Annotated in this window: 21 protein-coding genes; 11 read left to right on the top strand and 10 right to left on the bottom strand. The window is 37.2% G+C overall.

Annotated features, from left to right (window positions below; translation table 11 throughout):
- Positions 1 to 215: 215 nt before the first annotated feature.
- Complete coding sequence (locus tag DJ93_RS18495; RefSeq protein ID WP_042982439.1) at positions 216 to 707, top strand: YajQ family cyclic di-GMP-binding protein; 492 nt, start codon at positions 216 to 218, stop codon at positions 705 to 707.
- A 15-nt stretch (positions 708 to 722) separates the two neighbouring features.
- Here DJ93_RS18495 and DJ93_RS18490 read toward each other — a convergent pair whose 3' ends face one another.
- Positions 723 to 2093, bottom strand: a complete 1371-nt coding sequence (locus DJ93_RS18490; RefSeq protein ID WP_042982438.1) for an alpha-amylase family glycosyl hydrolase — start codon at positions 2091 to 2093, stop codon at positions 723 to 725.
- A 159-nt stretch (positions 2094 to 2252) separates the two neighbouring features.
- On the opposite strand from DJ93_RS18490, the gene DJ93_RS18485 reads away from it, so the two are divergent.
- The gene (locus DJ93_RS18485; RefSeq protein WP_042982437.1) at positions 2253 to 3485 is read left to right on the top strand and encodes an ammonium transporter; all 1233 of its coding nucleotides are present in this window, start codon (positions 2253 to 2255) and stop codon (positions 3483 to 3485) included.
- Positions 3486 to 3732: 247 nt separating this feature from the next.
- Here DJ93_RS18485 and katB read toward each other — a convergent pair whose 3' ends face one another.
- The 3 genes from katB to asnB form a co-directional block, all read right to left on the bottom strand.
- A complete protein-coding gene (katB, locus tag DJ93_RS18480; RefSeq protein WP_042982436.1) occupies positions 3733 to 5199 on the bottom strand; it encodes a catalase KatB in 1467 nt (488 codons plus the stop codon).
- Positions 5200 to 5256: 57 nt separating this feature from the next.
- Positions 5257 to 6216, bottom strand: coding sequence for a ferrochelatase (gene hemH, locus DJ93_RS18475; RefSeq protein ID WP_042982435.1), 960 nt, complete (start codon positions 6214 to 6216; stop codon positions 5257 to 5259).
- A gap of 204 nt (positions 6217 to 6420) precedes the next feature.
- Complete coding sequence (gene asnB / locus DJ93_RS18470; protein ID WP_042984252.1) at positions 6421 to 8268, bottom strand: asparagine synthase (glutamine-hydrolyzing); 1848 nt, start codon at positions 8266 to 8268, stop codon at positions 6421 to 6423.
- Positions 8269 to 8528: 260 nt separating this feature from the next.
- On the opposite strand from asnB, the gene DJ93_RS18465 reads away from it, so the two are divergent.
- A complete protein-coding gene (locus DJ93_RS18465) occupies positions 8529 to 9083 on the top strand; it encodes a DUF2777 domain-containing protein (RefSeq protein ID WP_042982434.1) in 555 nt (184 codons plus the stop codon).
- Between the two features lie 56 nt (positions 9084 to 9139).
- Here the strand turns inward: DJ93_RS18465 and DJ93_RS18460 are convergent, their stop codons facing one another.
- Positions 9140 to 9505, bottom strand: coding sequence for a YisL family protein (locus DJ93_RS18460; RefSeq protein WP_042982433.1), 366 nt, complete (start codon positions 9503 to 9505; stop codon positions 9140 to 9142).
- A 149-nt stretch (positions 9506 to 9654) separates the two neighbouring features.
- Between DJ93_RS18460 and rocD the strand changes: the two genes are divergently transcribed.
- Positions 9655 to 10845, top strand: a complete 1191-nt coding sequence (gene rocD / locus DJ93_RS18455; RefSeq protein WP_042982432.1) for an ornithine aminotransferase — start codon at positions 9655 to 9657, stop codon at positions 10843 to 10845.
- 499 nt (positions 10846 to 11344) lie between these two features.
- Here rocD and DJ93_RS18450 read toward each other — a convergent pair whose 3' ends face one another.
- Positions 11345 to 12244, bottom strand: coding sequence for a fumarylacetoacetate hydrolase family protein (locus tag DJ93_RS18450; RefSeq protein ID WP_042982431.1), 900 nt, complete (start codon positions 12242 to 12244; stop codon positions 11345 to 11347).
- Between the two features lie 246 nt (positions 12245 to 12490).
- On the opposite strand from DJ93_RS18450, the gene DJ93_RS18445 reads away from it, so the two are divergent.
- The 7 genes from DJ93_RS18445 to gerPF all read left to right on the top strand — a co-directional run bounded on the left by DJ93_RS18445 (position 12491) and on the right by gerPF (position 14823).
- On the top strand, positions 12491 to 12670 hold the full coding sequence (locus DJ93_RS18445) for an aspartyl-phosphate phosphatase Spo0E family protein (protein ID WP_042982429.1): 180 nt from the start codon (positions 12491 to 12493) through the stop codon (positions 12668 to 12670).
- A gap of 165 nt (positions 12671 to 12835) precedes the next feature.
- Entirely contained in the window at positions 12836 to 13057 is a 222-nt protein-coding gene (locus DJ93_RS18440) for a spore germination protein (protein WP_042982428.1), read from the top strand.
- 16 nt (positions 13058 to 13073) lie between these two features.
- A complete protein-coding gene (gene gerPB / locus DJ93_RS18435) occupies positions 13074 to 13280 on the top strand; it encodes a spore germination protein GerPB (protein ID WP_042982427.1) in 207 nt (68 codons plus the stop codon).
- Between the two features lie 67 nt (positions 13281 to 13347).
- Entirely contained in the window at positions 13348 to 13962 is a 615-nt protein-coding gene (gene gerPC / locus DJ93_RS18430; RefSeq protein WP_042982426.1) for a spore germination protein GerPC, read from the top strand.
- A gap of 6 nt (positions 13963 to 13968) precedes the next feature.
- Positions 13969 to 14163, top strand: a complete 195-nt coding sequence (gene gerPD / locus DJ93_RS18425) for a spore germination protein GerPD (protein ID WP_042982425.1) — start codon at positions 13969 to 13971, stop codon at positions 14161 to 14163.
- Positions 14164 to 14177: 14 nt separating this feature from the next.
- The gene (locus DJ93_RS18420) at positions 14178 to 14564 is read left to right on the top strand and encodes a spore germination protein GerPE (RefSeq protein ID WP_042982422.1); all 387 of its coding nucleotides are present in this window, start codon (positions 14178 to 14180) and stop codon (positions 14562 to 14564) included.
- A 43-nt stretch (positions 14565 to 14607) separates the two neighbouring features.
- Complete coding sequence (gene gerPF / locus DJ93_RS18415) at positions 14608 to 14823, top strand: spore germination protein GerPF (RefSeq protein WP_001141570.1); 216 nt, start codon at positions 14608 to 14610, stop codon at positions 14821 to 14823.
- A 157-nt stretch (positions 14824 to 14980) separates the two neighbouring features.
- On the opposite strand, the gene DJ93_RS18410 is transcribed toward gerPF, so the two are convergent.
- The 4 genes from DJ93_RS18410 to addB all read right to left on the bottom strand — a co-directional run bounded on the left by DJ93_RS18410 (position 14981) and on the right by addB (position 23208).
- Entirely contained in the window at positions 14981 to 15466 is a 486-nt protein-coding gene (locus DJ93_RS18410; RefSeq protein WP_042982421.1) for a hypothetical protein, read from the bottom strand.
- A gap of 185 nt (positions 15467 to 15651) precedes the next feature.
- Complete coding sequence (locus DJ93_RS18405; RefSeq protein ID WP_042982420.1) at positions 15652 to 15942, bottom strand: RNA polymerase alpha subunit C-terminal domain-containing protein; 291 nt, start codon at positions 15940 to 15942, stop codon at positions 15652 to 15654.
- Between the two features lie 28 nt (positions 15943 to 15970).
- The gene (addA, locus tag DJ93_RS18400) at positions 15971 to 19696 is read right to left on the bottom strand and encodes a helicase-exonuclease AddAB subunit AddA (protein WP_042982419.1); all 3726 of its coding nucleotides are present in this window, start codon (positions 19694 to 19696) and stop codon (positions 15971 to 15973) included.
- Positions 19693 to 23208, bottom strand: a complete 3516-nt coding sequence (gene addB, locus DJ93_RS18395; RefSeq protein WP_042982418.1) for a helicase-exonuclease AddAB subunit AddB — start codon at positions 23206 to 23208, stop codon at positions 19693 to 19695. The genes addA and addB overlap by 4 nt, the downstream gene beginning before the upstream one ends.
- Positions 23209 to 23214: the final 6 nt, after the last annotated feature.

Genomic DNA, 23214 nt, shown 5'->3' with positions numbered 1-23214 from the left:
TTGTCTTTTTATCATTCCAAACAAAAGTTAATTATAACACGATTTTTCCTTTATTTGTCCAACTGCCCAAAATTCACTATAATTAAGTGAGGTTTCATCAATATGAACATGAAAACTCTTAAGTCTTAACACGTTTTCCGCTATACTTTAATATGTACAGTACATAGCTTGACTTAGACGTAAAAAGATAAGAAATTTATTTGGAGGTGCTAACTATGGCAAAAGATAGTTCTTTTGACATCGTTTCGAAAGTAGAATTACCTGAAGTAACAAACGCAATTAACATCGCATTAAAAGAAATCCAAAACCGATATGACTTTAAAGGAAGTAAAAGTGATATTAAATTAGAAAAAGAAGTACTTGTTTTAACTTCTGACGATGAGTTTAAATTAGAACAAGTAAAAGACGTTCTTATTTCTAAACTTGTAAAACGTAACGTTCCAATTAAAAACTTGGACTACGGAAAAGTTGAAGCTGCATCCGGTAACACAGTACGCCAACGCGCAACGTTGCAACAAGGTATCGATAAAGATAACGCTAAAAAGATCAACACCATTATTAAAGAGATGAAATTAAAAGTGAAAACACAAGTTCAAGATGACCAAGTACGTGTAACAGCGAAAAGCCGTGATGACTTACAAGCAGTAATCGCAGCAGTTCGCAGCGCTGATTTACCAATCGATGTACAATTCATTAACTATCGATAAAAAGAAAAAAATCCTCTACTCGGAGGATTTTTTCTTTTTAACCGCTATTAAAAATGCAATAAACAATATATTGATACCGACTAATAAAGATACGAACACCCAATTGATTCCTGTCTCTTTTCCTACCTTATACACATTCGCTTCTTCACGCTTTAAAACAAGATAAAACTTCCCGTTTTCTTCCCTTATAATTTCATCCTCTAATAGGCCACGTAATTCCTGTTTTTCTCCAATCACACTCGCATGGATAGGAATTTTTTGCGTCTCTTTCGTATTATTAATCGCTACGAGTGTTATTTCGTTGTTATATTTTCTTTTTAGTACACTCATGCCACCTTTTTCATATAACAATTCAAACGTACCACGCCTTAAAGACGTTCTATTTTGACGCAGTTCACCAAGTTTTGTTATGTGCTGCATAAACTTTTCATCCGTTCTAAAATCCATTAACCGCCTATTATCTGGAACATCCCCCCCATCTAATGCAATTTCAGTACCATAATAAAAGCTTGGTACTCCTGGTGATGTATATAAATACGTAAGAGCTAGTTTCAAACGAGATGGCGGGTAATACATATTTTCTTTCGCAATACGTGCAAATCTCTTCGTTTCTTGATTGTCTAAAAATGTATTAGATAATCCTTTTTTCTCACTCACAACATGTAATCGCTTCAAAGATGTATCAGCTTTCGAAAATACTTCTACAATTTCTTTATAATACTCATCATTTTTACTACTTTCATCTGTCATAAGGCGAAAATCTTTTTTTATCGGTTGCAATTCTTTTTGCACTTCATCCCAAAAAACTCGCGGCTTTTTTTCACTATGTATAACGTAACTTCCGTCTAAATCTACCTCTTTTATCCACCATTTCATCGAATCGATTAATTCTTGCTCATTTTCTCCAAAAGGAAATTGGAATACAACTTTCATTCCTTTTTGATGAGCTTTTTTTACAAGTTGCTTCACGTCTTGTAATGACCCGAAATGCTCATTTACTTTTTGCAAATGAGTGGCATCATACCCATCATAGTTTTTACTTTCAAAAAGTGGCGAAAGCATGAGGGCGGTAAATCCCATTTCCTTTATGTAATCAAGCCTTTTAATAATCCCTTGTATATCCCCGCCCTGATACGCTTCTAAATTCCCTACATCAAGTTGCTTATCATTTTTTGGATCCCCATTATTAAAGCGGTCAATCATAATCGAATATATAACCTCATCTTGCCATTCCCTTTTTTCTTCTGCAAAAGTATGTATTGGCACAAACAGAACGACAGCTAAACAAAAACAAATGAATAGTTCCCTAGTCCATATTTTTTTCACATGCATCCCCCAACTTTTTAATTGTAAGAATATTATACCAATTATTAGAACAAATCGCATATGGCTATTTTTCTTCCTCGAAAAACCCCTTATGTTACATTATCTAACATTACACATAAAATCCTCTAAAAATTCAGTTGATTTTCGATTCGTTTTCGAATATGATATGTAACATAACAATAGATGTAATATTTTATAACATAACAGGAGGGAAAAAGAATGAATACGGGAGATACGGTTTTTATATTTGTAACGACAGTAATGGTCATGCTTATGACACCAGGGTTGGCACTTTTTTACGGAGGCATGGTTCGCAGTAAAAACGTGCTCAGCACGACAATGCACAGTTATAGTGCAATGGCTATCGTTTCAATTCAATGGATTCTTATCGGTTATTCTTTATCATTCGGACCAGATTGGAACGGACTTATCGGCACACTCGATTGGTTCGGTTTAAACGGCGTTACCTACGCACCAAACCCAGACTATTCCGCTACTATTCCTCACAATTTATTTATGATGTTTCAACTTATGTTTGCAATTTTAACGCCAGCTTTAATTTCAGGTGCATTCGCTGAAAGAATGCGATTTTCTGCATTCCTCATTTTTATCCTCATTTGGACAACAATCGTTTACAATCCCGTCGCTCATTGGGTATGGGGTGTTGGCGGATGGCTAAGAGAAATCGGCGCTTTAGATTTCGCTGGCGGTAATGTCGTCCATATTACATCCGGAGTTGCCGGCCTTGTTTTAGCAATTTTCCTCGGAAAACGAAAAGATGTAAACGGAACTTCCCCTCACCATCTACCATTTACGATGCTAGGTGCTGGCTTACTATGGTTCGGTTGGTTCGGATTTAACGTTGGTAGCGCACTATCTTTAAATGATGTAGCCTTAACTGCATTTATTAACACAAATATAGCAGCTGCTGCCTCCGCATTAACTTGGATGCTCTCCGAATGGTTCTTCCAATCGAAACCAACTGCAATGGGAGCTGCTTGCGGCGCTGTTTCTGGACTTGTAGCAATTACACCAGCTTGCGGATTTGTAACACCTTTCTTCGCTCTTCTTATTGGAGCAATCGGTGGTGTATTATGCTTCGGCGCTGTCTTCTTCCTAAAAAACAAATTCGGTTACGATGATACTCTTGATGCGTTTGGATGCCACGGCATCGGAGGAACATGGGGTGGTATTGCTACTGGACTTTTCGCAACAACCTCAGTAAATAGCGGCGGTGCTGACGGATTATTTTACGGAAATGCTACACTTCTTTTCAAACAACTCGCTGCGATTGGCGCAACATACGCATTTACAATCGTTATGACATACACCATCATTAAAGCCATTAATTTCTTCCTCCCAGTCCGCGTAGATGAACACGAAGAACAAATGGGCCTTGATATTTCAATGCATGGAGAGAAAGCTTACGAATACACAGAACGAGTGAACTAACTCATACGAAAAAGGTGTACTCTATTAAAAATAAAGTACACCTTTTTATTTATGGACCACGAATATACCCCAATTGGCATTCCAGTGAATATATCGATCGATTCTCCGATTATATCAACGATTCGACATAATAAATCAACCTATCTGTAAAATTCGACATAACCCACTTGAACGCAATCCCCCATGCTACTCACTTTGTTTTACAGTACAACAAAAAAGACGACCAAAATGAGTCGTCTTTTCCTATTTATTCTGTAGGAGTTCCTACATACGTTGAAATATCAACATCTAACGCTTCAGCTAAGCGCATACCGTAGTCTCGGTCTGCACGGAAGAAGTTGCAAATCGCAAGTAGTTTTGTTCGCTCATTTACATCTTTTAAGTCATTTGTTAAGTTCGCAATTAAATGATCTTGTTCTTCTTTAGAGAACGAACGGTAACGCTCACCAGCCTGTTTGAAGTCATTTGGTTTATCAATTTTTTCACGAGATACATAGCCTTCAAGTTTCATAGTTGAATCGCGGTACGCTGGATCTTCAACTGGATTGTCAGTGTGGCGACTTGGTTCGTAATTAATTGTTGATGGGTTTTGATTGATTTGCATCGCACCATCACGTTGTTGGTTACGAACAGCTGCGTATGGGCAGTTTACAGGAATTTGTAAATAGTTTGCACCAAGGCGGTAACGCTGCGTATCTGGATAAGAGAATAAACGACCTTGCAATAATTTATCTTCAGATGGTTCAATACCAGGTACAGTTGCACTTGGAGTAAACGCCGCTTGTTCTACTTCCGCAAAGAAGTTTTTTGGGTTACGATTCAGCGTCATCGTCCCTACTTCAATGAGCGGGAAACGATCTTCTGGCCATACTTTCGTTGGATCTAATGGATCGAAATCTAAAGAATCCATTTCATCTAATTGCATCACTTGTACGTGTAGATCCCATTTTGGATGATTTCCTTTTTCGATCGCATCGAATAAGTCACGAGTTGCATGGTTGAAATCTCTACCTTGTACTTGTTCCACTTCTTTTGCACTTAAATTGCGTACACCTTGCTGTGGTTTCCAGTGATATTTAATATAAACGATTTTGCCTTCTGCGTTAATCCATTTAAATGAATGCACACCGAAACCTTCCATTTCACGATAGCTCGCAGGTGTACCATAATCAGAAAATACCCATGTCATCATATGCGTAGATTCTGGAGTTAACGTCATGAAATCCCAATAGCGATCTGGTGTTTGAATATTTGTATCAGGTGCTGGCTTTAAAGAGTGCACCATGTCAGGAAATTTAATTGCATCACGAATGAAGAAAACTGGTAAATGGTTACCTACGATATCGTAGTTTCCTTCTTGTGTATAGAATTTAACTGCGAAACCACGTGGATCACGAGCTGTTTCTGGAGAACCTTGACCATGAATAACCGTTGAGAAACGAACGAATACAGGTGTTTCAGTTCCTTCATTTTGTAAAAACGCTGCTTTCGTATATTGCTTCATGCTGTTTTTCGTTACGAATACACCGTGAGCACCTGCACCACGTGCATGCACAACACGCTCTGGAATACGTTCACGGTCAAAGTGAGCGAGTTTTTCTACTAAATGATAGTCTTCTAGTAATACCGGTCCACGACGACCAGCCGTACGAGAATTTTGGTTATCTCCAACTGGAGCACCTTGGTTTGTTGTTAAGCGATTATTTGGATTCATCAAGGGAACCTCCTCTTTCTTTTTCGATAATTATTTTTTATTTAAAATCATTATAAATTAATTATTATTCAAAATTAATACTTTGTCAATTATTTTATTCATTTTTTTGGAAACTATTTCAGTTAAACAATCAATAAATGTAAATCGTGCATTTGGCATAGCCGGTCTAAAATACGCAACATTTAATTCATCTGTCACAACTTTACATTCATAATCATTGTCATATAGCACTTCTAAATGCTCTGCGACAAAACCAACTGGGCAATATACGAAATATTCATATCCGTGCTCTTCATATAAATCTCTCGTTACATCTTGAACATCTGGCCCAATCCATGGATCTGGTGTATTTCCGGCACTTTGCCAACCAATTGTATAATTTTGAATATCAGCTGCCTCCGCAATTAAATCAGCTGTATGCTGTAATTGCTCTACGTAAGGATCGCCTGTTGCGATAATTTTTTCTGGCAAACTATGTGCAGAAAAAATAACAACAGCTTTCTCTTTATTCTCAATTCTAGTAAATGTATCTTTTATTTCATTTGCCCAATACGAAATAAATTTCGGTTCTTCATACCATTGTTCAATCGGTTCAATAATGGGACCATCTATTTCTTTTGAAAGGAAAATCGCACGGTCATTATATGCTTTAATGCTAAATGTCGAATAATGGGGCGCTAACACAATGCTAATTGCATGCTCAATTCCATCTCGCTTCATCTCTTCTACTGCATCTTCAATAAATGGTGCAATATGTTTGAGTCCTAAATAACAAACAAATTCATACTCTGTAAACTTTTCATTCATGGAAGCTGTTAATTTATGAGCTTGCTCTTTCGTAATTTTCGCAAGTGGCGAAATACCTCCGATTGCTTTATAGCGCCCAATTAAATCTTCAAGCGCTTCCTTAGATGGTCTACGCCCATGACGAATGTGAGTGTAATACGCCTCCACATCGTCTAGTGACTCTGGCGTTCCATATGCCATTACCAATAAACCTATTTTTCTCTTCCCCATCTATAACACCTCAATTTCAGCAATGAGAATCTTTTTCAAGAACATTTGTTTCTAATTATAACAAGCAATAATAAATACGTCAAAATAATTATTATAAATAAATATTATTTATAATATAATTTTAAATTTCATTTGACAATTTATTTAAAATATTAATTGTCATTATATGAAAAGCGGCTCACAAAAATGCAAGCCGCCCTTTCCCTATTCTTTAATATTCACTCCATACTCCTTAAACCACACATGAATTTGTGCTAAATGTGCTAAAAGCTGAGGCCCTGTCATTAATTGACCGAACCACGGCGTTTGAAATGCACTTCCTCCCGATTGAATGAGCCCGCTAAGTTGTTCTCTATCAAACAGTTCATGTAAAATCGAACCTTTATCAGTTAATAATTCCTCAAGCCATACTGTTACCGCTTTTGTGTAATGCGGATTATGCGTTTTTGGATACGGACTTTTCTTTCTATACAATATATCATTCGGAAGTATTCCTTCTAATGCTTTGCGCAATAGACCTTTTTCGCGTTTTTTATACATTTTCATTTCCCAAGGAATATTCCACGCATATTCGACAAGACGATGATCCGCAAATGGCACCCGCACTTCTAAGCTTGCCCCCATGCTCATGCGATCTTTTCTATCTAATAATGTTGTCATAAACCAAACCATATTTAAATAAAACAATTGTCTTCTTTTCGCTTCAATTGCGCTTTCTCCTTCTAAAACAGGCACTTCTTGTATTGATTCTTCATAACGTCGCTGCACATATTCTTGTAAATTTAATTTGCTGCGCCATTCTTTTTTCAGAAGTTGTTCACGCGCTTCTGTAGAACGCATCCACGGAAATGCACTTGATTGTAAATCATCTTCTCGATAAAACCACGGATAACCACCGAATATTTCATCGGCACATTCCCCTGATAAACCAACGACAAAATCTTGTTTAATTTCACGGCAAAACCATAATAATGAAGAATCAATATCTGCCATACCAGGTAAATCACGAACGAGTACCGCTTCCGTTAAGTATTCAGCTAACTGCTCATTCGAAATTACGCAGCGATGGTGAATTGTATGAAATGTCTCTGTCATTAAGTTAATAAAAGGCGCATCTGAATTCGGTTGAAATGCATTCGCTTTAAAATATTTTTCATTATCTTCATAGTCAATGGAATATGTGTGTAACTGCCCTTTCTCTTCTCGCTCATACACCTTTGCTGCAATAGCTGTTATAGCACTTGAATCCACACCGCCTGATAAAAACGTGCATAACGGCACGTCAGAAACTAGTTGTCGCGTAATTGCATCTTGTAATAAAAAGCGAGTTTTCTCTACCGTTTCTTCAAATGAATCTTCATGTTTCTTACTTTCTACATTCCAATATCTCCATATACATAAACCATTTTTCGAAAACGTAAGGGCATGCCCAGGACGAAGCTCTTGAATACCAGCATATATACCATGACCAGGCGTTCGTGATGGCCCGAGCCCCAATATTTCTGATAACCCTTCTGTCGTTACTTCAGTCTTTACATCTGGATGCGCCAATATCGCTTTTAACTCTGAACCGAATAACAATCTTCCGCTATCATATTTATAAAATAACGGTTTTACCCCTAATCGGTCTCTTGCGATAAAAACTTGTTCTTTCGTCTCATCCCATACCGCAAACGCATAAATCCCATTTAAATGATCAACACATTCCTCTTTCCATTCTATATAAGATGCCAATAGCACTTCCGTATCAGAATGCCCCCTAAACGTATATCCTCTTCGTAATAATTCTTTTCGAATATCTTCTGTGTTATAGAGCTCTCCGTTATAACAAATCGCATAACTTGTTTCATCTTTTAAACAAGTCATCGGTTGCTTACCGCCTTCAGGGTCTACAACAATTAATCGTTTATGCCCGAATGCGACATTCCCTTTAATCCAAACTTTGTTATCATCTGGTCCGCGTTTCGCTAGCGTCTCAGCCATCTTCATCACGACGTCCCTTTCCCCTTCTAATGAGCGCTTATAATCCACCCATCCTGTAATCCCGCACATAAGAATCATCCTTCCTAATCTAATATCTGCGTCTGAACGTGCAGTAAGCCGCACCCAAGGGCCCCATAAGAAATGAAGCAGAATGCGGATACTTATAAAACAAACTTGACGATAACTAACTATCCATATATGGATAACAGTTTCACTGTGTAAAGCGTGTTTTATTGTATGCCCACCTATCTTTAGGTGTGTCTAGTTATAAAGAACGTACGAACTGTCCATAACAAGAATAACTACTTCTATAAAAGGAGAAATCACACATGATACAACGCAAACATATTTTGTATAATCAACCGCGCTCTCATACAATCGGTAATGTGGAATATATAAACAACGAATGGGTATTCTTTGATGATGAAAATGATGAAGCATTTTTATTAGAAGATATTATTGAAGATGGTTTTGAAATTTTATATAACAACAATTGGCTACCAGCCCGTTTCTACGAACAAGACGTATTACAAATTGCAAACGAACAGCACCCTTTGCAAAACGGAGAAATGATACGAATTCGAAAAAAATTACTTCTTAGTTATCATGAATGGTTAGAGGAACTACCTGATTCTGTTTTCGTATTATTAACGGAATCACTGCAATCACTCAATTACTCTTTATATGATTGTATGTATTGCCATAACTATTTATCATTTCAGGCGAAAGAAGAGCCTTGTGAAGGCGTAAATATTCTTTTATTCGATAATGAAGAAATGATTTGTACACTACAGCATCATTTTGTACGCTATTCTTCCTCTAATAAAAATATTTTACGATTTACGAAAGTAAACGGAGAAGAGTTGCATATCGATGCGACATAAAATAAAAACCACCTTATCTCTCAACTATTTGAGATTATAAGGTGGTTTTATTTTTATTAGAATACTTGCCAACCTATTGGTAATTTCAATCCTAGATAAAACACAGCTACAAGCGCGATAACAAATAGTCCCCAAAATGCCCCTGTTTTCTTGTTTTTGCTCATTTTTACAAGAACCATTTCCATTCCACCGATAACTAAAATACCAGCTACCATTTTTAAGCCATACCACATGTGCATGTTACCTGTTGCCGTTTTCATAATACCTTGATACAACATAAAACCTGTCACAATAATGATAATATACATTAGGCGAAGTCCCATATGTACACCTTTACCTTTTCTTCCTGCCGAATAAAGAGAATACGCCACAAAGAATAAAATTAATCCTAACGCCCATGCTGTAATATGCATATGTACCATCGTATCCCTACCTCCTCTGTTCACACTTTTTCATTTTATATGATAACATGTCTCTTTATTTTCAGGAAATGTTTCGCTTTTTTACATTTAAATGATATAATATTTAGAGTATTTATAAACTTCTTGTAATAACAAAAGGGGGAACTATCATGATTCAAACAAAGGATATTATCGAACTTACAGACACATATGGGGCTAATAACTATCATCCACTTCCAATCGTTATTTCTAAAGCAGAAGGTGTTTGGGTAGAAGATCCTGAAGGAAACCGCTATATGGACTTACTTAGTGCATATTCTGCAGTAAACCAAGGTCACCGTCACCCAAAAATCATCAACGCTTTAATTGACCAAGCAAATCGTGTTACGTTAACTTCTCGTGCATTCCATAGCGATCAATTAGGTCCTTGGTACGAAAAAGTTGCGAAACTAACAAATAAAGATATGGTACTTCCAATGAATACAGGTGCAGAAGCTGTTGAGACTGCAATTAAAACAGCACGCCGTTGGGCATATGATGTGAAAAAAGTAGAAGCAAACAGAGCAGAAATCATTGTTTGTGAAGATAACTTCCACGGACGTACGATGGGTGCTGTTTCTATGTCATCAAACGAAGAATACAAACGCGGATTCGGCCCAATGCTTCCTGGCATCATTGTTATTCCTTACGGTGATTTAGAAGCGTTAAAAGCTGCAATTACACCAAATACAGCAGCATTCATTTTAGAACCAATTCAAGGTGAAGCAGGAATTAACATTCCACCAGCTGGTTTCTTAAAAGAAGCTCTTGAAGTATGTAAAAAAGAAAACGTTTTATTCGTAGCAGATGAAATCCAAACAGGTTTAGGCCGTACTGGTAAAGTATTTGCTTGCGACTGGGACAATGTAACTCCTGACATGTACATACTTGGTAAAGCTCTTGGCGGCGGTGTATTCCCAATTTCTTGCGTTGCTGCAAACCGTGACATTTTAGGCGTATTTGAGCCAGGTTCTCACGGTTCTACATTCGGTGGTAACCCACTTGCATGTGCTGTTTCTATCGCAGCTCTTGAAGTATTAGAAGAAGAAAAATTAACAGAGCGTTCTCTTCAATTAGGAGAAAAATTAGTTGGGCAATTAAAAGAAATTGATAACCCAATGATTACAGACATTCGTGGTAAAGGCTTATTTATCGGAATCGAATTAAACGAACCAGCTCGTCCTTACTGTGAAAAACTAAAAGAATCTGGTCTATTATGTAAAGAAACACACGAAAACGTAATTCGTATCGCACCACCTCTAGTAATCTCTGAAGAAGATTTAGAGTGGGCATTCCAAAAAATTAAAGCTGTATTATCTTAATAATAGTGAGGCTGTCCCAAAATGTAGGACAGCCTCTTCCTTTTTATAAAAAACATCATTCATTTTTGCTAAGATCTTTGATAATGAAGTAAATCATTTGACATACGTTGTCTTCTCGTAATGCAACTCATAATGCAAGCTGTATAATCTACTTAAAGAAGATTATCTCTTCTTCAATCGTTTTTATTCATTAATAAAGATCTTTCTCTACTGAGTTAGTCGCAGATAAAAAAAATGTATTTCTTTATTGGTTTCATATAAATTAACTGATGTCTGTACTAGAGCGTTTATGGATAGTATCAATAATATAAATAGTAAGAACCATTTTGGAACGCTTTTTCGCCACTTTACCTGAACTATTAACAAAACTAATAGTAATATAATTAAATATACTATTGATATGTATAATTTTAGATTTTGCTGATTTAATTCACTAACAACACTTCGAAACCCTTCCCCTTAAAAAATGGGCTATCTTTTCACAAGATAGCCCATTTTTTCATTTCACTATATTTCGTAAAGTACCAATTCCTTCTACTCTAACGACCACTTCATCACCAGCATGCAAAAACTTCGGTGGTGTGAAACCTTTTCCAACACCAGCTGGCGTTCCAGTTGCAATGATATCTCCTGGTTCTAGTGTCATACCTTTACTAATAGTAGAGATAATATCTTCTATTGAAAAAATCATCTCTCTCGTATTTGAAGTTTGTCTTATTTCCCCATTCACTATTGTTTCAATATTTAATTCATTTGGTGTTTCAACTGCCGATTTATGAACTAAATATGGGCCCAGCGGACAAAATGTATCAAAACTTTTTCCTAAGAAAAATTGTTTATGTTTCCTTTGAATATCTCGAGCTGTTATATCGTTTATAATTGTATAGCCAAAAACATGCTCAAGCGCTTTTTCTTTCTGAATTTGTTTCCCGCGTTTTCCAATGACTATTGCTAGTTCACCTTCATAGTCTAATTCATTTGTTGCATGAGGATGGCTATTAATTTTCTCACCAATTCCAATAACAGTTGTTGGTGCTTTCGTAAAGATCATTATATTTTCTGGAATAGATTCTTCTCCGCCCATTTCTACCGCATGATCACGATAATTTTTTCCAACGCAAAGAATATTCTTTCTCGGCCTTGGAATAGGCGCCAATATTTTGACTTCAGTTAATGGATAATACGCCGCCTGTTCATTTTCTCTTGCCCAATTTACGATTTCATAAACCTTTTCAATACATTCGCTTCCTTTTTCAATACATTCTAGCATCGTAATTGGAATTGTAACCTTTTCCCCTTTTTGCCTTTGCACTTCTCTCAAGTGCAACACCTTTTCTTCATCTTCATCTACAATACCAATAAATACTTTTTCCTCTTTCTTCGCCGTTACAAAACGCACTATTTCCACTCTCCATCCTAAGACTCATACAATGTAATTGTATTCGCACTACTTAGAAAAAAACCTTCTCACACACGCTAATTTTTACAATATTCTTCGCTTTGTACATTTGTTACTCATTTGTTTTTTGGAATAAAATGTAGAAATTATACTTTTTTTAGCGAAGATGTTTCTTTTTTATGGGATTTTTGTATAATATGTACTACATATATACATAAAAATCTATAAAGAGATGGAGCCGATTCTATGTTTGAGCAAGCTATCGAAAAAAAACGCGAGAAAATGATCTATTTTGCTGAACGCTATGGAATAACTTCTCAAAGAACAGTAATTTGTAGCCAAGAACTGGACAGGCTCTTAAACGTTGTTTGGCATATGCAGGTAGAGTTTGTTCCCACTCATACGATTGAAACACACACACAATAACGTGTGTTTCTTTTATTTGAAAAAAACACACATTTTATTGAAAACGCCCATACAATAGTAGAAAAGAAAATTTTTCATTCTTGTGTTCTATTTATATTGCATATATATGTTTTACTGTTCAAAAGTTACTACAAAATAAAACTTTAACAATGAAAGGTGTTTTTTATGCCGGCTATGGTTGGACAGATTCGTATCGTTAATATTGGGTCCAGTGGTATCTTTCATATAGGCGATGTTTTTGCAATTAGACCGATTAGTTATTCCCGAGCTTTTGCAGGTGCTGGTTCTTTTAATGTTGGAGATAATATTTCAGTTTACAATTATCAAAGCTCAACAACTGTTAATGATTCAGATATAATTGATCAAGCGATAATCGGTTCTAACTAAAGGAGGCGATTACAGAATGAACTTCTATGTAAATCAAAGTATTATTATTAACAAAATTAGAATAGACAGTATTACAACATCCTCTGTTTTTCAAATTGGAACTGCTGGAAGTATTAAAGCACTCTCTAAATTCTCAAACACTGGTGGATTTACAGAACCTCTTCGCCCACTAACAGCAAAAGGACAAATCATTTCCATTAAACCAACAACTAGTTCTTCTTAAGTCATCCTTATCATAAATATATTAGCAGTAGTATACACCCTCCCTATTGAAAAGGAGGTTTCACCAAATGAATCAAGATATATATACTTACTTACACCAACTTCAACAAGTTCTTCAAAGCCAGCAAGAAACGATCCTAGCTTTAGAAAATCAAGTTCGTTTATTACAGGAAGAACTTAATGAATTAAAAAGCCGTCCCTCCTCTTCTATAGGAAAAGTGGAATACAAATTCGACCAATTAAAAGTAGAAAACTTAAATGGTACTTTAAATATCGGTTTAAACCCATTTTCGACTAAAGGACAACAAATTGAAGATTTCCAAGTAGATACAGAAACACTAAAAGTAAATCCAGAAACAGAAACAAATCCTGACTTTTATCAAGGCATCATTCAAGAGATGCATCGTTACTTAGATGAGGAAGCATATAATCGAATCCTCCATTTTGAAAACGAAGAGAGAACACCACTTGACGATATGTATCGTCAAATGATGATTGATGATATAAAGAAACAGATGGAACATAGGCTTCCTTATTACTTATCGCAAGTACAACCATACGAAGGGGTTTCATCGGACCCAGAATATTTACGCGACGTCATTATTCAAGCAATGAAACAAGATATCGACAAAGCATTCCTCTCCTTTATACAACACATACCAGGCAACTTCCGAAAGGAGTAAGTGTGCATGAATTTAAATGTCATAAACCGTGAGTTAAAGGTCGGTCAGATTAAAATGAACGGTGTGTCTTCATCCGCACTATTTTTAATTGGGGATGCAAACCTTCTTATTCTCTCCTCTATTCTTGACACACCATTTGAATCGGTTACAGAGGGACCATTTGTACCATTAGTAACAGATGTCCCTCCTACTCCAGGTTAAGGAGAGGAAAAAATATGCTCCGTCATATTTCAGTTGTGCACAATATTTCTATCATTTCTTTGGGGATTGCAGCCGTCTTTCAAGTTGGGGATGCAAATCAAATGGAATTAAAAAATAGAGCGCTTATCGTTCATCGAGAAATCCCTTATTATATAAAAGGAGAAGGTCGTTTTGATTCGTTTGAAATCTTTACGGATGAACACATTACAATTCCGAAGCGAACAACAGATGTAAAAGTGAATATTATAAATGAGTGCCCTTTTATTGAAGTAAATGATGTTCTATTACGGACACTTTTAAATTCCGCTTGTTTCCAAATCGGCAATGTTGACTATGTTTTTAATAATTCTCGCACGCTGCAAATTCGTCAATATATTACAAATGAACCTTCCGCTAAATGAATCATATAGTAATTAAAAAAGAGTAGTGAAGTAGGTGAATACTATGCCTTCTGTTGTTGGAAATCTCGTCGTCCAAAACAGTAACGGTTCTTTCAATTTAGGTGATTTTTACAACGTCTCTCCGAAAGAAAATACAAAAGCTTATAATGGCTCTGGTGCCTCCAACGTTGGATTTGTCGTTAATACATTCAGCGGCGTTAGCGCAACAAATACGTTTGATTCTGATGTGGCAGATCAAGATCAAATCGGAACAGCATAAAAACGAAACAGCCTTAGCGCTATATTGTATAGAGCTAAGGCTGTTTTGTTTTTTAGAGATAATTAAAATGTTAAGAATAAAGGTTTCCATTTTGACAAGAGTCTAATCACAACACATTTCATAGTTTAGGAGAAATCTCATTAAAGTTTATCTTCTTTTAATAAAGCATTCGCCCTTCTTGATATACTTTTTGATAAACATCATAATCTATTTTTATAACTTCAGCATGGAACAGTTCCTCTCTAACAGCATCGAATAACTCCTTAGATATGTTAGGAAATTCACTTTCCCATCTTTCTCTTTCGTCAAACTCCATCAATGATTCAACAATAACAAGATAAATATTTGGAAATTGCCTCTTAACCTTAGGAGCATATTTTAAAAACGCCTTTAAATACATATCAAAATGATGACAATCATACTTCTGAGTACCTGTATAAAACGGAAAGCCACTTTCATCTTCCCACTCCCTGAGAAGTCCCCAAAAGGCTACCAATGAACCTGATCTGTATCTCAATTTATTATCATTAAAATGCTCATAATAAGGATATAACAAGCTACCACACCAATCGAAATCGATTATACCGCCCATCTCTTTTATTTCATTACGTAATAAATCTAATTTTTCTTTAATGGAATCCATGCAAAATTCCCTTCAAACATTATTATTTCCACACAGATAAATACTTCAAATTGAAGCGTTTTATCCTTTGATTCAAGATTTTCAAAATGAGATTTCGTTTACGATCCACTATCTCATTTTCTATCCCGCTTTATATAAACGAATAATCAGTGAAGATGCTAGTCTCCACTGATTATGGTTTCATTTTATTTAAATGACAATCCTTTTTCCTCTAAAGCCGCTCTCAATTTAGGCAAAGACGCAGGTCCTATACCGTGCAGTTTCAAAATCTCTTTTTCACTATACTGAGATAATTCTTCTATAGTCGTTATTCCATGATGTTCTAACGCACGTCTTGCTGGTGATGAAAGAAGCGATAGGAAGCCACTTTTTGGTTTCTTTTCATTCTCACAAATCGGGCAAGTTGGACAATCACTACTTTTATAATACTCATGTCCTTTTTCACAAGTTCTTAACGTTTTCTCGGAAGTTACCATTTTACGTAGCCCCTCTCTAAAAGCTTCTCTATTCATCAATATTTACGATATGATTTCCATCAAAGAAGTATAAGCACTTTTCTTTCACAGGGTGTTGTAAGCTTTTCTCTAACGCTTTTGCATATAATGAAAGCTGCACTGTATAACGGTCTTCTAAAATTGGTTTTGCTTGATCGAATCCGCCTGGGAATTTACCTTCAATCGTATCTGTTTTGAAGTCGATTAAAGTAATGCCATCTTCCTCTTCGATCATGCAGTCGATAACCCCTTGGACGAGTATCGCTTCTTCACTCTTACCTTGCCAATCTTGATACGCCTCTTCTGCTGAAAGCATCATCGTAAATGGTACTTCGCGCTCGACACTTTTCGCCGCTAATACTCTTTTACCGAGATCACTTTCAAAGAATGAAATCACTTTTTCGATTGCTATTTCTTCTGCTTGTTCAAATGTTAACAGTTCCTTATTTACCATTCCTGCAATTTGTTCCTGAAGAACCTCAATCGTAATTGGTTTCTTCAAATCTACATGCTGCATAACGGCATGGACCGCTGTCCCTCGCTCTGCATACGTTAATCCTTTTTTCTCCATAAAGCGTGGGCGCGTTTTTATAGGTGCACGAAGTTTTTTTATAAAGGCGTTATCACTTCCGTCTTCAGATTGATAATTTCTTTTTATTTCTGTAACAGATTGCTTCGCACGGTAAGATGTTGCCTCCTCATATCTATACTCCCACATTAATCTGTCGTACACTTCCTCTTTTCGTTCACTCTCTAACGGAACGGCCTTTTTCTCACGAAGTGCTTCTAACAGTTCTTGCTTTTCTTCTTGAACTGGTTCTGGTGCAAGTAAATCTTTACCGTCAACTACTTCCACTTTCCAGCTCGCTTCATATTCATAAATTTCATTCGGAATGGTCCCTTGTCCTAGCTCAAGTAGCATCTCACTATCGCGATGTCTATATAGGGAAGGAGCAATCCAGTCTAAATAACATGACGCTCCGGCACGTATGTGATCCGGTAATAACCACTCACTATGTTCCCTTGCATCAAGCCACTTCTCTATTTCCTTATCTTTATCCTTAACCGTTCCGATTAAAATTAACTTCTCTTTCGCACGCGTTAATGCAACATATAATACGCGCATTTCTTCTGCAATTAATTCCATCTTCATTTTACGCTTTATCGCTAATTGCGATAATGTCGTATATTTAATTCGCTTACGCGGATCGATAAATTGTGAACCAAATCCAAAGTCTTTATGCAATAAGAAGCGCTTCATTAAGTCTTGTGTATTAAAACGACGACCGAGTCCAGCTACAAATACAACCGGGAACTCTAATCCTTTACTTTTATGGATTGTCATAATGCGAACGACATCTTCTTGTTCACCGAGCGCTCTCGCCGTTCCCATATCGTCACCACGTTCTAAAATACGCTCAATAAAACGTAAGAAACGGAATAACCCTCTAAATGATGTTGCTTCATATTGTCTTGCTCGATCATATAATACACGCAAGTTCGCCTGCCGTTGCTTTCCGGCTGGAAGACCCCCGACAAAATCATAATAACCTGTCTCACGATACACTTTCCAAATTAAATCTGAAAGAGATTGCTGGCGTGCAAACTCACGCCACCCTTGAAGTAAGTTATAAAACCATTCTAGTTTTTCATGCAGTTCTTTCTCTTCTTCAAGAGGTGCTCCTTGTAAGAATGAACGCATCACTTCATAAAATGAGCCTTTCTTTTCGTGAGCACGTAACATTGCAAGTTCTTCATCATTTAGTCCAACAATTGGTGAACGAAGTACAGCTGCAAGCGGAATGTCTTGCACTGGATTATCAATAACGCGAAATACATTCATCATAATATTTACTTCTGTCGCTTCAAAGTAGCCAGTCGCAAGATCAGCATATACTGGAATTCCTTGCAATTTTAACTCTTCCATAATTTGCGGAGCCCATGGCATCGAACGAAGTAAAATAACGAAGTCACGATATTGTACAGGACGCATACTATCATTTTTACGGTCGTACACTTCATAACCTGAATCAACCATCGCTTTAATACGCTGAGCAATGAGGCGTGCTTCAAGCTGCGCTTTTTCTACTTCTACTCCCTCTTCTCCGTCTAGCTCTTCTTCCTCAGATTGATGAACACATAACAGTTCAGCTGCTACATCCTCGCCTTCTGGATAGCTAGCACCTAGCTTTAATTCAGCGTCAGCATCGTAATCGATTTCCCCAACTTCTTCGCTCATAATTTGCTTGAAGATAAAGTTGGTACCAGCTAACACTTCATGACGGCTACGGAAGTTTTTTGCTAAATCAATCTTCATTCCGCCTTCTAGCCCTCCTGGCGTAAAACGTTTATATTTCCCTAAAAACAGACCAGGTTCTGCTAGTCGGAAACGATAGATTGACTGTTTTACGTCACCAACCATAAACAAGTTTCCTTCTCGCTCAGAGTCTTTCGTTACGAACTTAATGATTGATTCTTGTACGAAGTTCGTATCTTGATATTCATCGACAAGTACTTCAGCGAATTTATTACGATATTGAAGCGCTACTGCTGATGGGCGCATTTCGCCGTCTTCACTTTGTTCACTTAAAATTTGTAGGCAGAAATGTTCTAAATCTGTGAAATCGACCATTCCTTTATCACGCTTTATCGCTTGAAAACGATCTGTAAACACTTTTACGAGCTGAACGAGTTTTTCTAATACAGGATGCATATCTTTAAAATCTCGTAAGAAACTTTCTGGTTTACGACTAAATAATTCTTCCTGTAATTTCTTCACTTCATCTTTTGCTTTATTTCGAAGAGAATCTACTTGTTTCACAACATCTTCGTTGTAATCACTTTTCTTAATACGCTTTAACGTTTGCCACGATACATTTTGCATCGCTTCATAAAGGCTTGTCCACGACTCACGAGCTGCACTTGATAGCGTTCCAAGTAAAGCTAAATCCGCTTGTAAAGTTTCGACGCGAGGCGCTGGACCGTCAGGAAGCATCGCTAGTTCAGTCGCTTTACGAATATACTCTTCCGCTGTTTCAAGCTGGAATTTCACATCTTCTAATAAGTAAGCAGCATATACTAAATCTTCGATCGTCTTTCCTTCAACGTCATATGCTTCTACTAATTTGTCAAGCCACTTACCTGGATTAGGGTGTGCTCTTGATTCTGTATGAAGCGCTAAAATCATACGCTGTAAGTCATCGTCACTGCGATCGCTCGTATAGCGATCAACAAGTTCAAAGAAAATACGATTATCCTCTATTCCATACTCTTCTTCTAGTATGTCATCTAGCACTTCTTCTTTTAATAGCTCGTTCTCTGTTTGATTCGCAATTCGAAAGCGAGGGTCTACATCAAGCATGTAATAATAACCTCTAATTACTTGTAAACAAAACGAGTGAATCGTAGAAATGGAAGCTTTATTTAATAAACTAAGCTGCTTTCGTATATGTTGTGAACCTGGCTCATCAATTAATACTTTTTCTAGCGCTTCTCCAATACGATTTTTCATTTCTTGCGCCGCTGCATTCGTAAACGTTACAACGAGCAAACGGTCGACATCTACCGGATTCCCCTCGCTAATAATCTTCTTAATAATACGCTCAACGAGTACAGCTGTTTTTCCTGATCCAGCAGCGGCCGCAACTAAAATATCACGTCCGTTCGCTACAACAGCTTTCCACTGGTCATCTGTCCATTGACTACCTTCTGGTTTTTTAGGCCAATTCTCTATCATTCTCCGTCAACCTCCTCTCTTATTTTCTCCATCGCTTCACTGTCTTTCATATCTTTTAACGCGCGGAACTGATTATCTTCAAGTGACTCATCAAACTGACAAACAGATTTAAAATTACAGAACGTACATGCCGCTTTATTCCCCATTTTATACGGAGCAATATCAATGACACCTTCTGTAATGTCTTTTCCGATATTTTCAAACGTATGGTGTACATATTTTTGAAGTACGTTAAATTCTTGCTCACTTGCAATGCTAGAACGCGCACTAAAACTACCGTCTTTTTTTAGACCAGCAGAAATAATATCAGAGCTTCCTGTTGAAAGCTTATTATCCATTAAACGAACGACATCAGCGTCCCCTAGTACGAGTCCTTTCATTTTAAATTTCTTTAAAATTTCTTTTTCAATTTCTTCTTCCGAAGCGTCACCTTTCATCTCAACAATTGGATTATGAATATGGAAATATAGTACGCCCGCAGGTGATGCTGTCCCGCCTTTTTTCATCCACGTATTTGCATTTGAAATTACGACGTCTAAATACGTTAACATTTGAAGCGCTAATCCGTAGTACACTTCTGTTAAGTCTAACGCTCTGGAACTTGATTTATAGTCGATAATACGAAGGAACGTACCACTCTCATCTTCCGCCTTATCGACCCGGTCAATACGGCCGACAACTTCCATTTTCACACCATTCGGTAATGCAAATTCCATTGGTGGAAGTGAGCCAGTACCACCCATACCAAATGGAACCTCTAAATCAACTGGTACAAAGCCACTAGACTTCGCGTGTTCACGAAGAATGAGCGATGTACGGAAAATGATTTGTTGTAGTTTTTGTTTTAAATAAAAATGACGGTTCGAACTTAATAAAATTTGTCTTTGTAATAACGGTGCAATTTCTTCTATTACTAAAGCAGAAAGATGCTCACACTCTTTTATTGATAAATCAGCCCAAGTACGGTTTTCACGTAATAACTTATCCGCAATTTTCTTCAGCGCCGCATGGAATAATTCACCGATATCCGGTGCATCTAATTTAAAAATATCACGCTCTCTTAACGATAAACCGTGTTGTGCAAAATGAGCGTACGCACAGCGATTAAATAGTTCCATACGAGAGACGCTTCCCTTAATTTTATCTCCGTATAAGTCTCTACTTACAACTGTACTCAATTTCTGTGCACGATTTCGGTAAAATAAACTTGATAATACACGACTACTTTTTTGCTTCCAATCATCTGAAGTAACATAGAAGTTATATACATCCCACCAAAAATCTAAATTCCCTTCAAACCCGTATCGTTTCCACGTTTGCAGTTGTTGCATCACATACGATAACGTAACTTCTGGCGTTGCTACATATGAGATTTGCGCTGAGCGTGATAAGTCGTTTACATCATTTGTTATAAACGTTTCTTTCACATCAGGGAACATTCTCTTTATTTTCTTAATAAAACTAGAAGCAAGTAACGTCTTTCCTTCTTCATCCGCAAGCGGACAAGAAATGTATAACTTCTCAGACGCCCTCGTTACCATTTGATACATAACGAACTGTTCTTCTAATAAAGTTTGTCTCGTCGTTGGTGCTAATTCAACACCAGCCGCACTAAGAACAACTCTTTCTTCATCAGAAAGCATTCCCTCATCCATAGGTGCTGCTGGAATAACTCCTTCATTTACCCCGATAACGAATGTTGCTCTAATATCTGATAATCTAGAACGATCAATATTAGCAACTAATACTTGATCTAAAGACGGCGGAATATTGGCGAATTGAAGTGCTTCAAGCCCCGTGGTCATTACGTCAGTAAACATAGAAAGGGACATTTTTTCCTCGCCAAGCATCTCTACAAACGTATCAAGAAGGCTCATTACTTCTTCCCACACTTGATCATGGTCTGTCGCAAATAAGAAATCTCCGCTTTCTTCTGCACGCAAACGTAATTCTTCCAATTTCTTCGGAACGTCAAGCTCCTCTAAAAATAAATAAACAGCTTCACACATTTGCATCACTGTTCCAGCACGTTTCAATCGCTTTTGCATACGAATAACCGGCGTTCTTACAACATCGCGAAGGCGATTAATCTTCTCTTCCATTTCACGCTCACTATCAGTTATCGTTCCATTTACTCCATCAAGAGAGCGATAACGACGATACATCCACGGTTCTTCGGCAGTCCATCTCTTTCCTTGTACACCGTACGCTAAACAGTAGTTTTCAAATTCGTCCATCTCTTCGCGCATCGCTTCTTTTCTTACGTCTAATGGATATAGAAGCTCTGTTTTAATGCAGCGGAACACCGCGTCATAGCGCCAGTTCCCGCTAATAATCTCTAAAGCAGAACGAATGCATTCTACTAATGGATGATGTGACATCGGACGTTTTTCATCGATGAAATGCGGAATATTATAATCTGTAAACAATGTTCGCATTACATCGTAATAACTTTCTCCGTTACGCAGAAGCACCGCAACATCTCGGTAACGATAGTTCTCATCCGCAACAAGTCTTCGAATTTCACGAGCAGCTCCTTCTACTTCTGCTCGTAAATTAGCTGCTGTGCTTACTGTAACGCTTGCTTCACCGTGAAATTTTTCATTTGGACGTGCTTCGTAATGAGCTTCTAAATGAGCTAATGCCGGAGAATGAAAACGTGGCTGTTCAATAAGTGGAATTGTCTTTTCAATCGTAATCTTCTCTTCACGTGCTACTTGTTTTATTTTTTCATACGTTAACGTCGTCTGATAAAATAAATCTAGTTCATTCACTGGCTGTGCTAACGTTTTTTCATCTATCGTTAGCGTTATTGTTATTCTCACCCCGCAAATCATGAGCTGTCTCATAATTTCTAGCTCTTGAGGGGAGAATGAATGAAATCCATCTATATAAATTTCCGCATCATTTACATATTCAGACTGCGGAAGCTTTTCGATTAGTAACTGTAAATAGTCTTCTGAATCTAAATATTTTCCGATTAAAGCTCGCTCAAAATCATCATATAATAGCTGCAAATCATATACTTTATTTGCCAATAGCTTTTGTTCCGCACTACTACTATGTGCATCTAATTGTTGCCACATTTCATATACGTTAGACGGTGTAACATTATAGCGTTTAAACTCTGCAATCATACTGCCAAGATGTTCAAAAAAACCATTTTGCTCTGCTGCTTTTTGAAACACATACAATCCGTCTTTACGAGATTCCACAATTTTACGAAGTAACATATGCACGCCCGCTTCATCAATGTGAAGACGGCTTGCACCACCTACTTCTTGCAGTACCTTCCACGCTAACCTGGAAAAACTAAAAACTTGTGCCCGGATAGACCCTCTTACATCCTCGTTTCCAATTAACGCCTGCTGCGTTTGGAATGTCATCTGCTCCGGCACAAGATACAATATTGTTTTTCCTCTTGGACGCTGTTTTAACTCTTCTTGCACTTCACGTAAACAAAGTGCACTTTTTCCACTTCCAGCTCTACCAATCACAAATCGAAGTGACATATAACC

It is taken from the genome of Bacillus clarus (assembly GCF_000746925.1).
GTDB lineage: Bacteria > Bacillota > Bacilli > Bacillales > Bacillaceae_G > Bacillus_A > Bacillus_A clarus.
The sequence above is the reverse complement of the archived record's forward strand: the minus strand, read 5'-3'. Positions and strand labels throughout refer to the sequence as shown.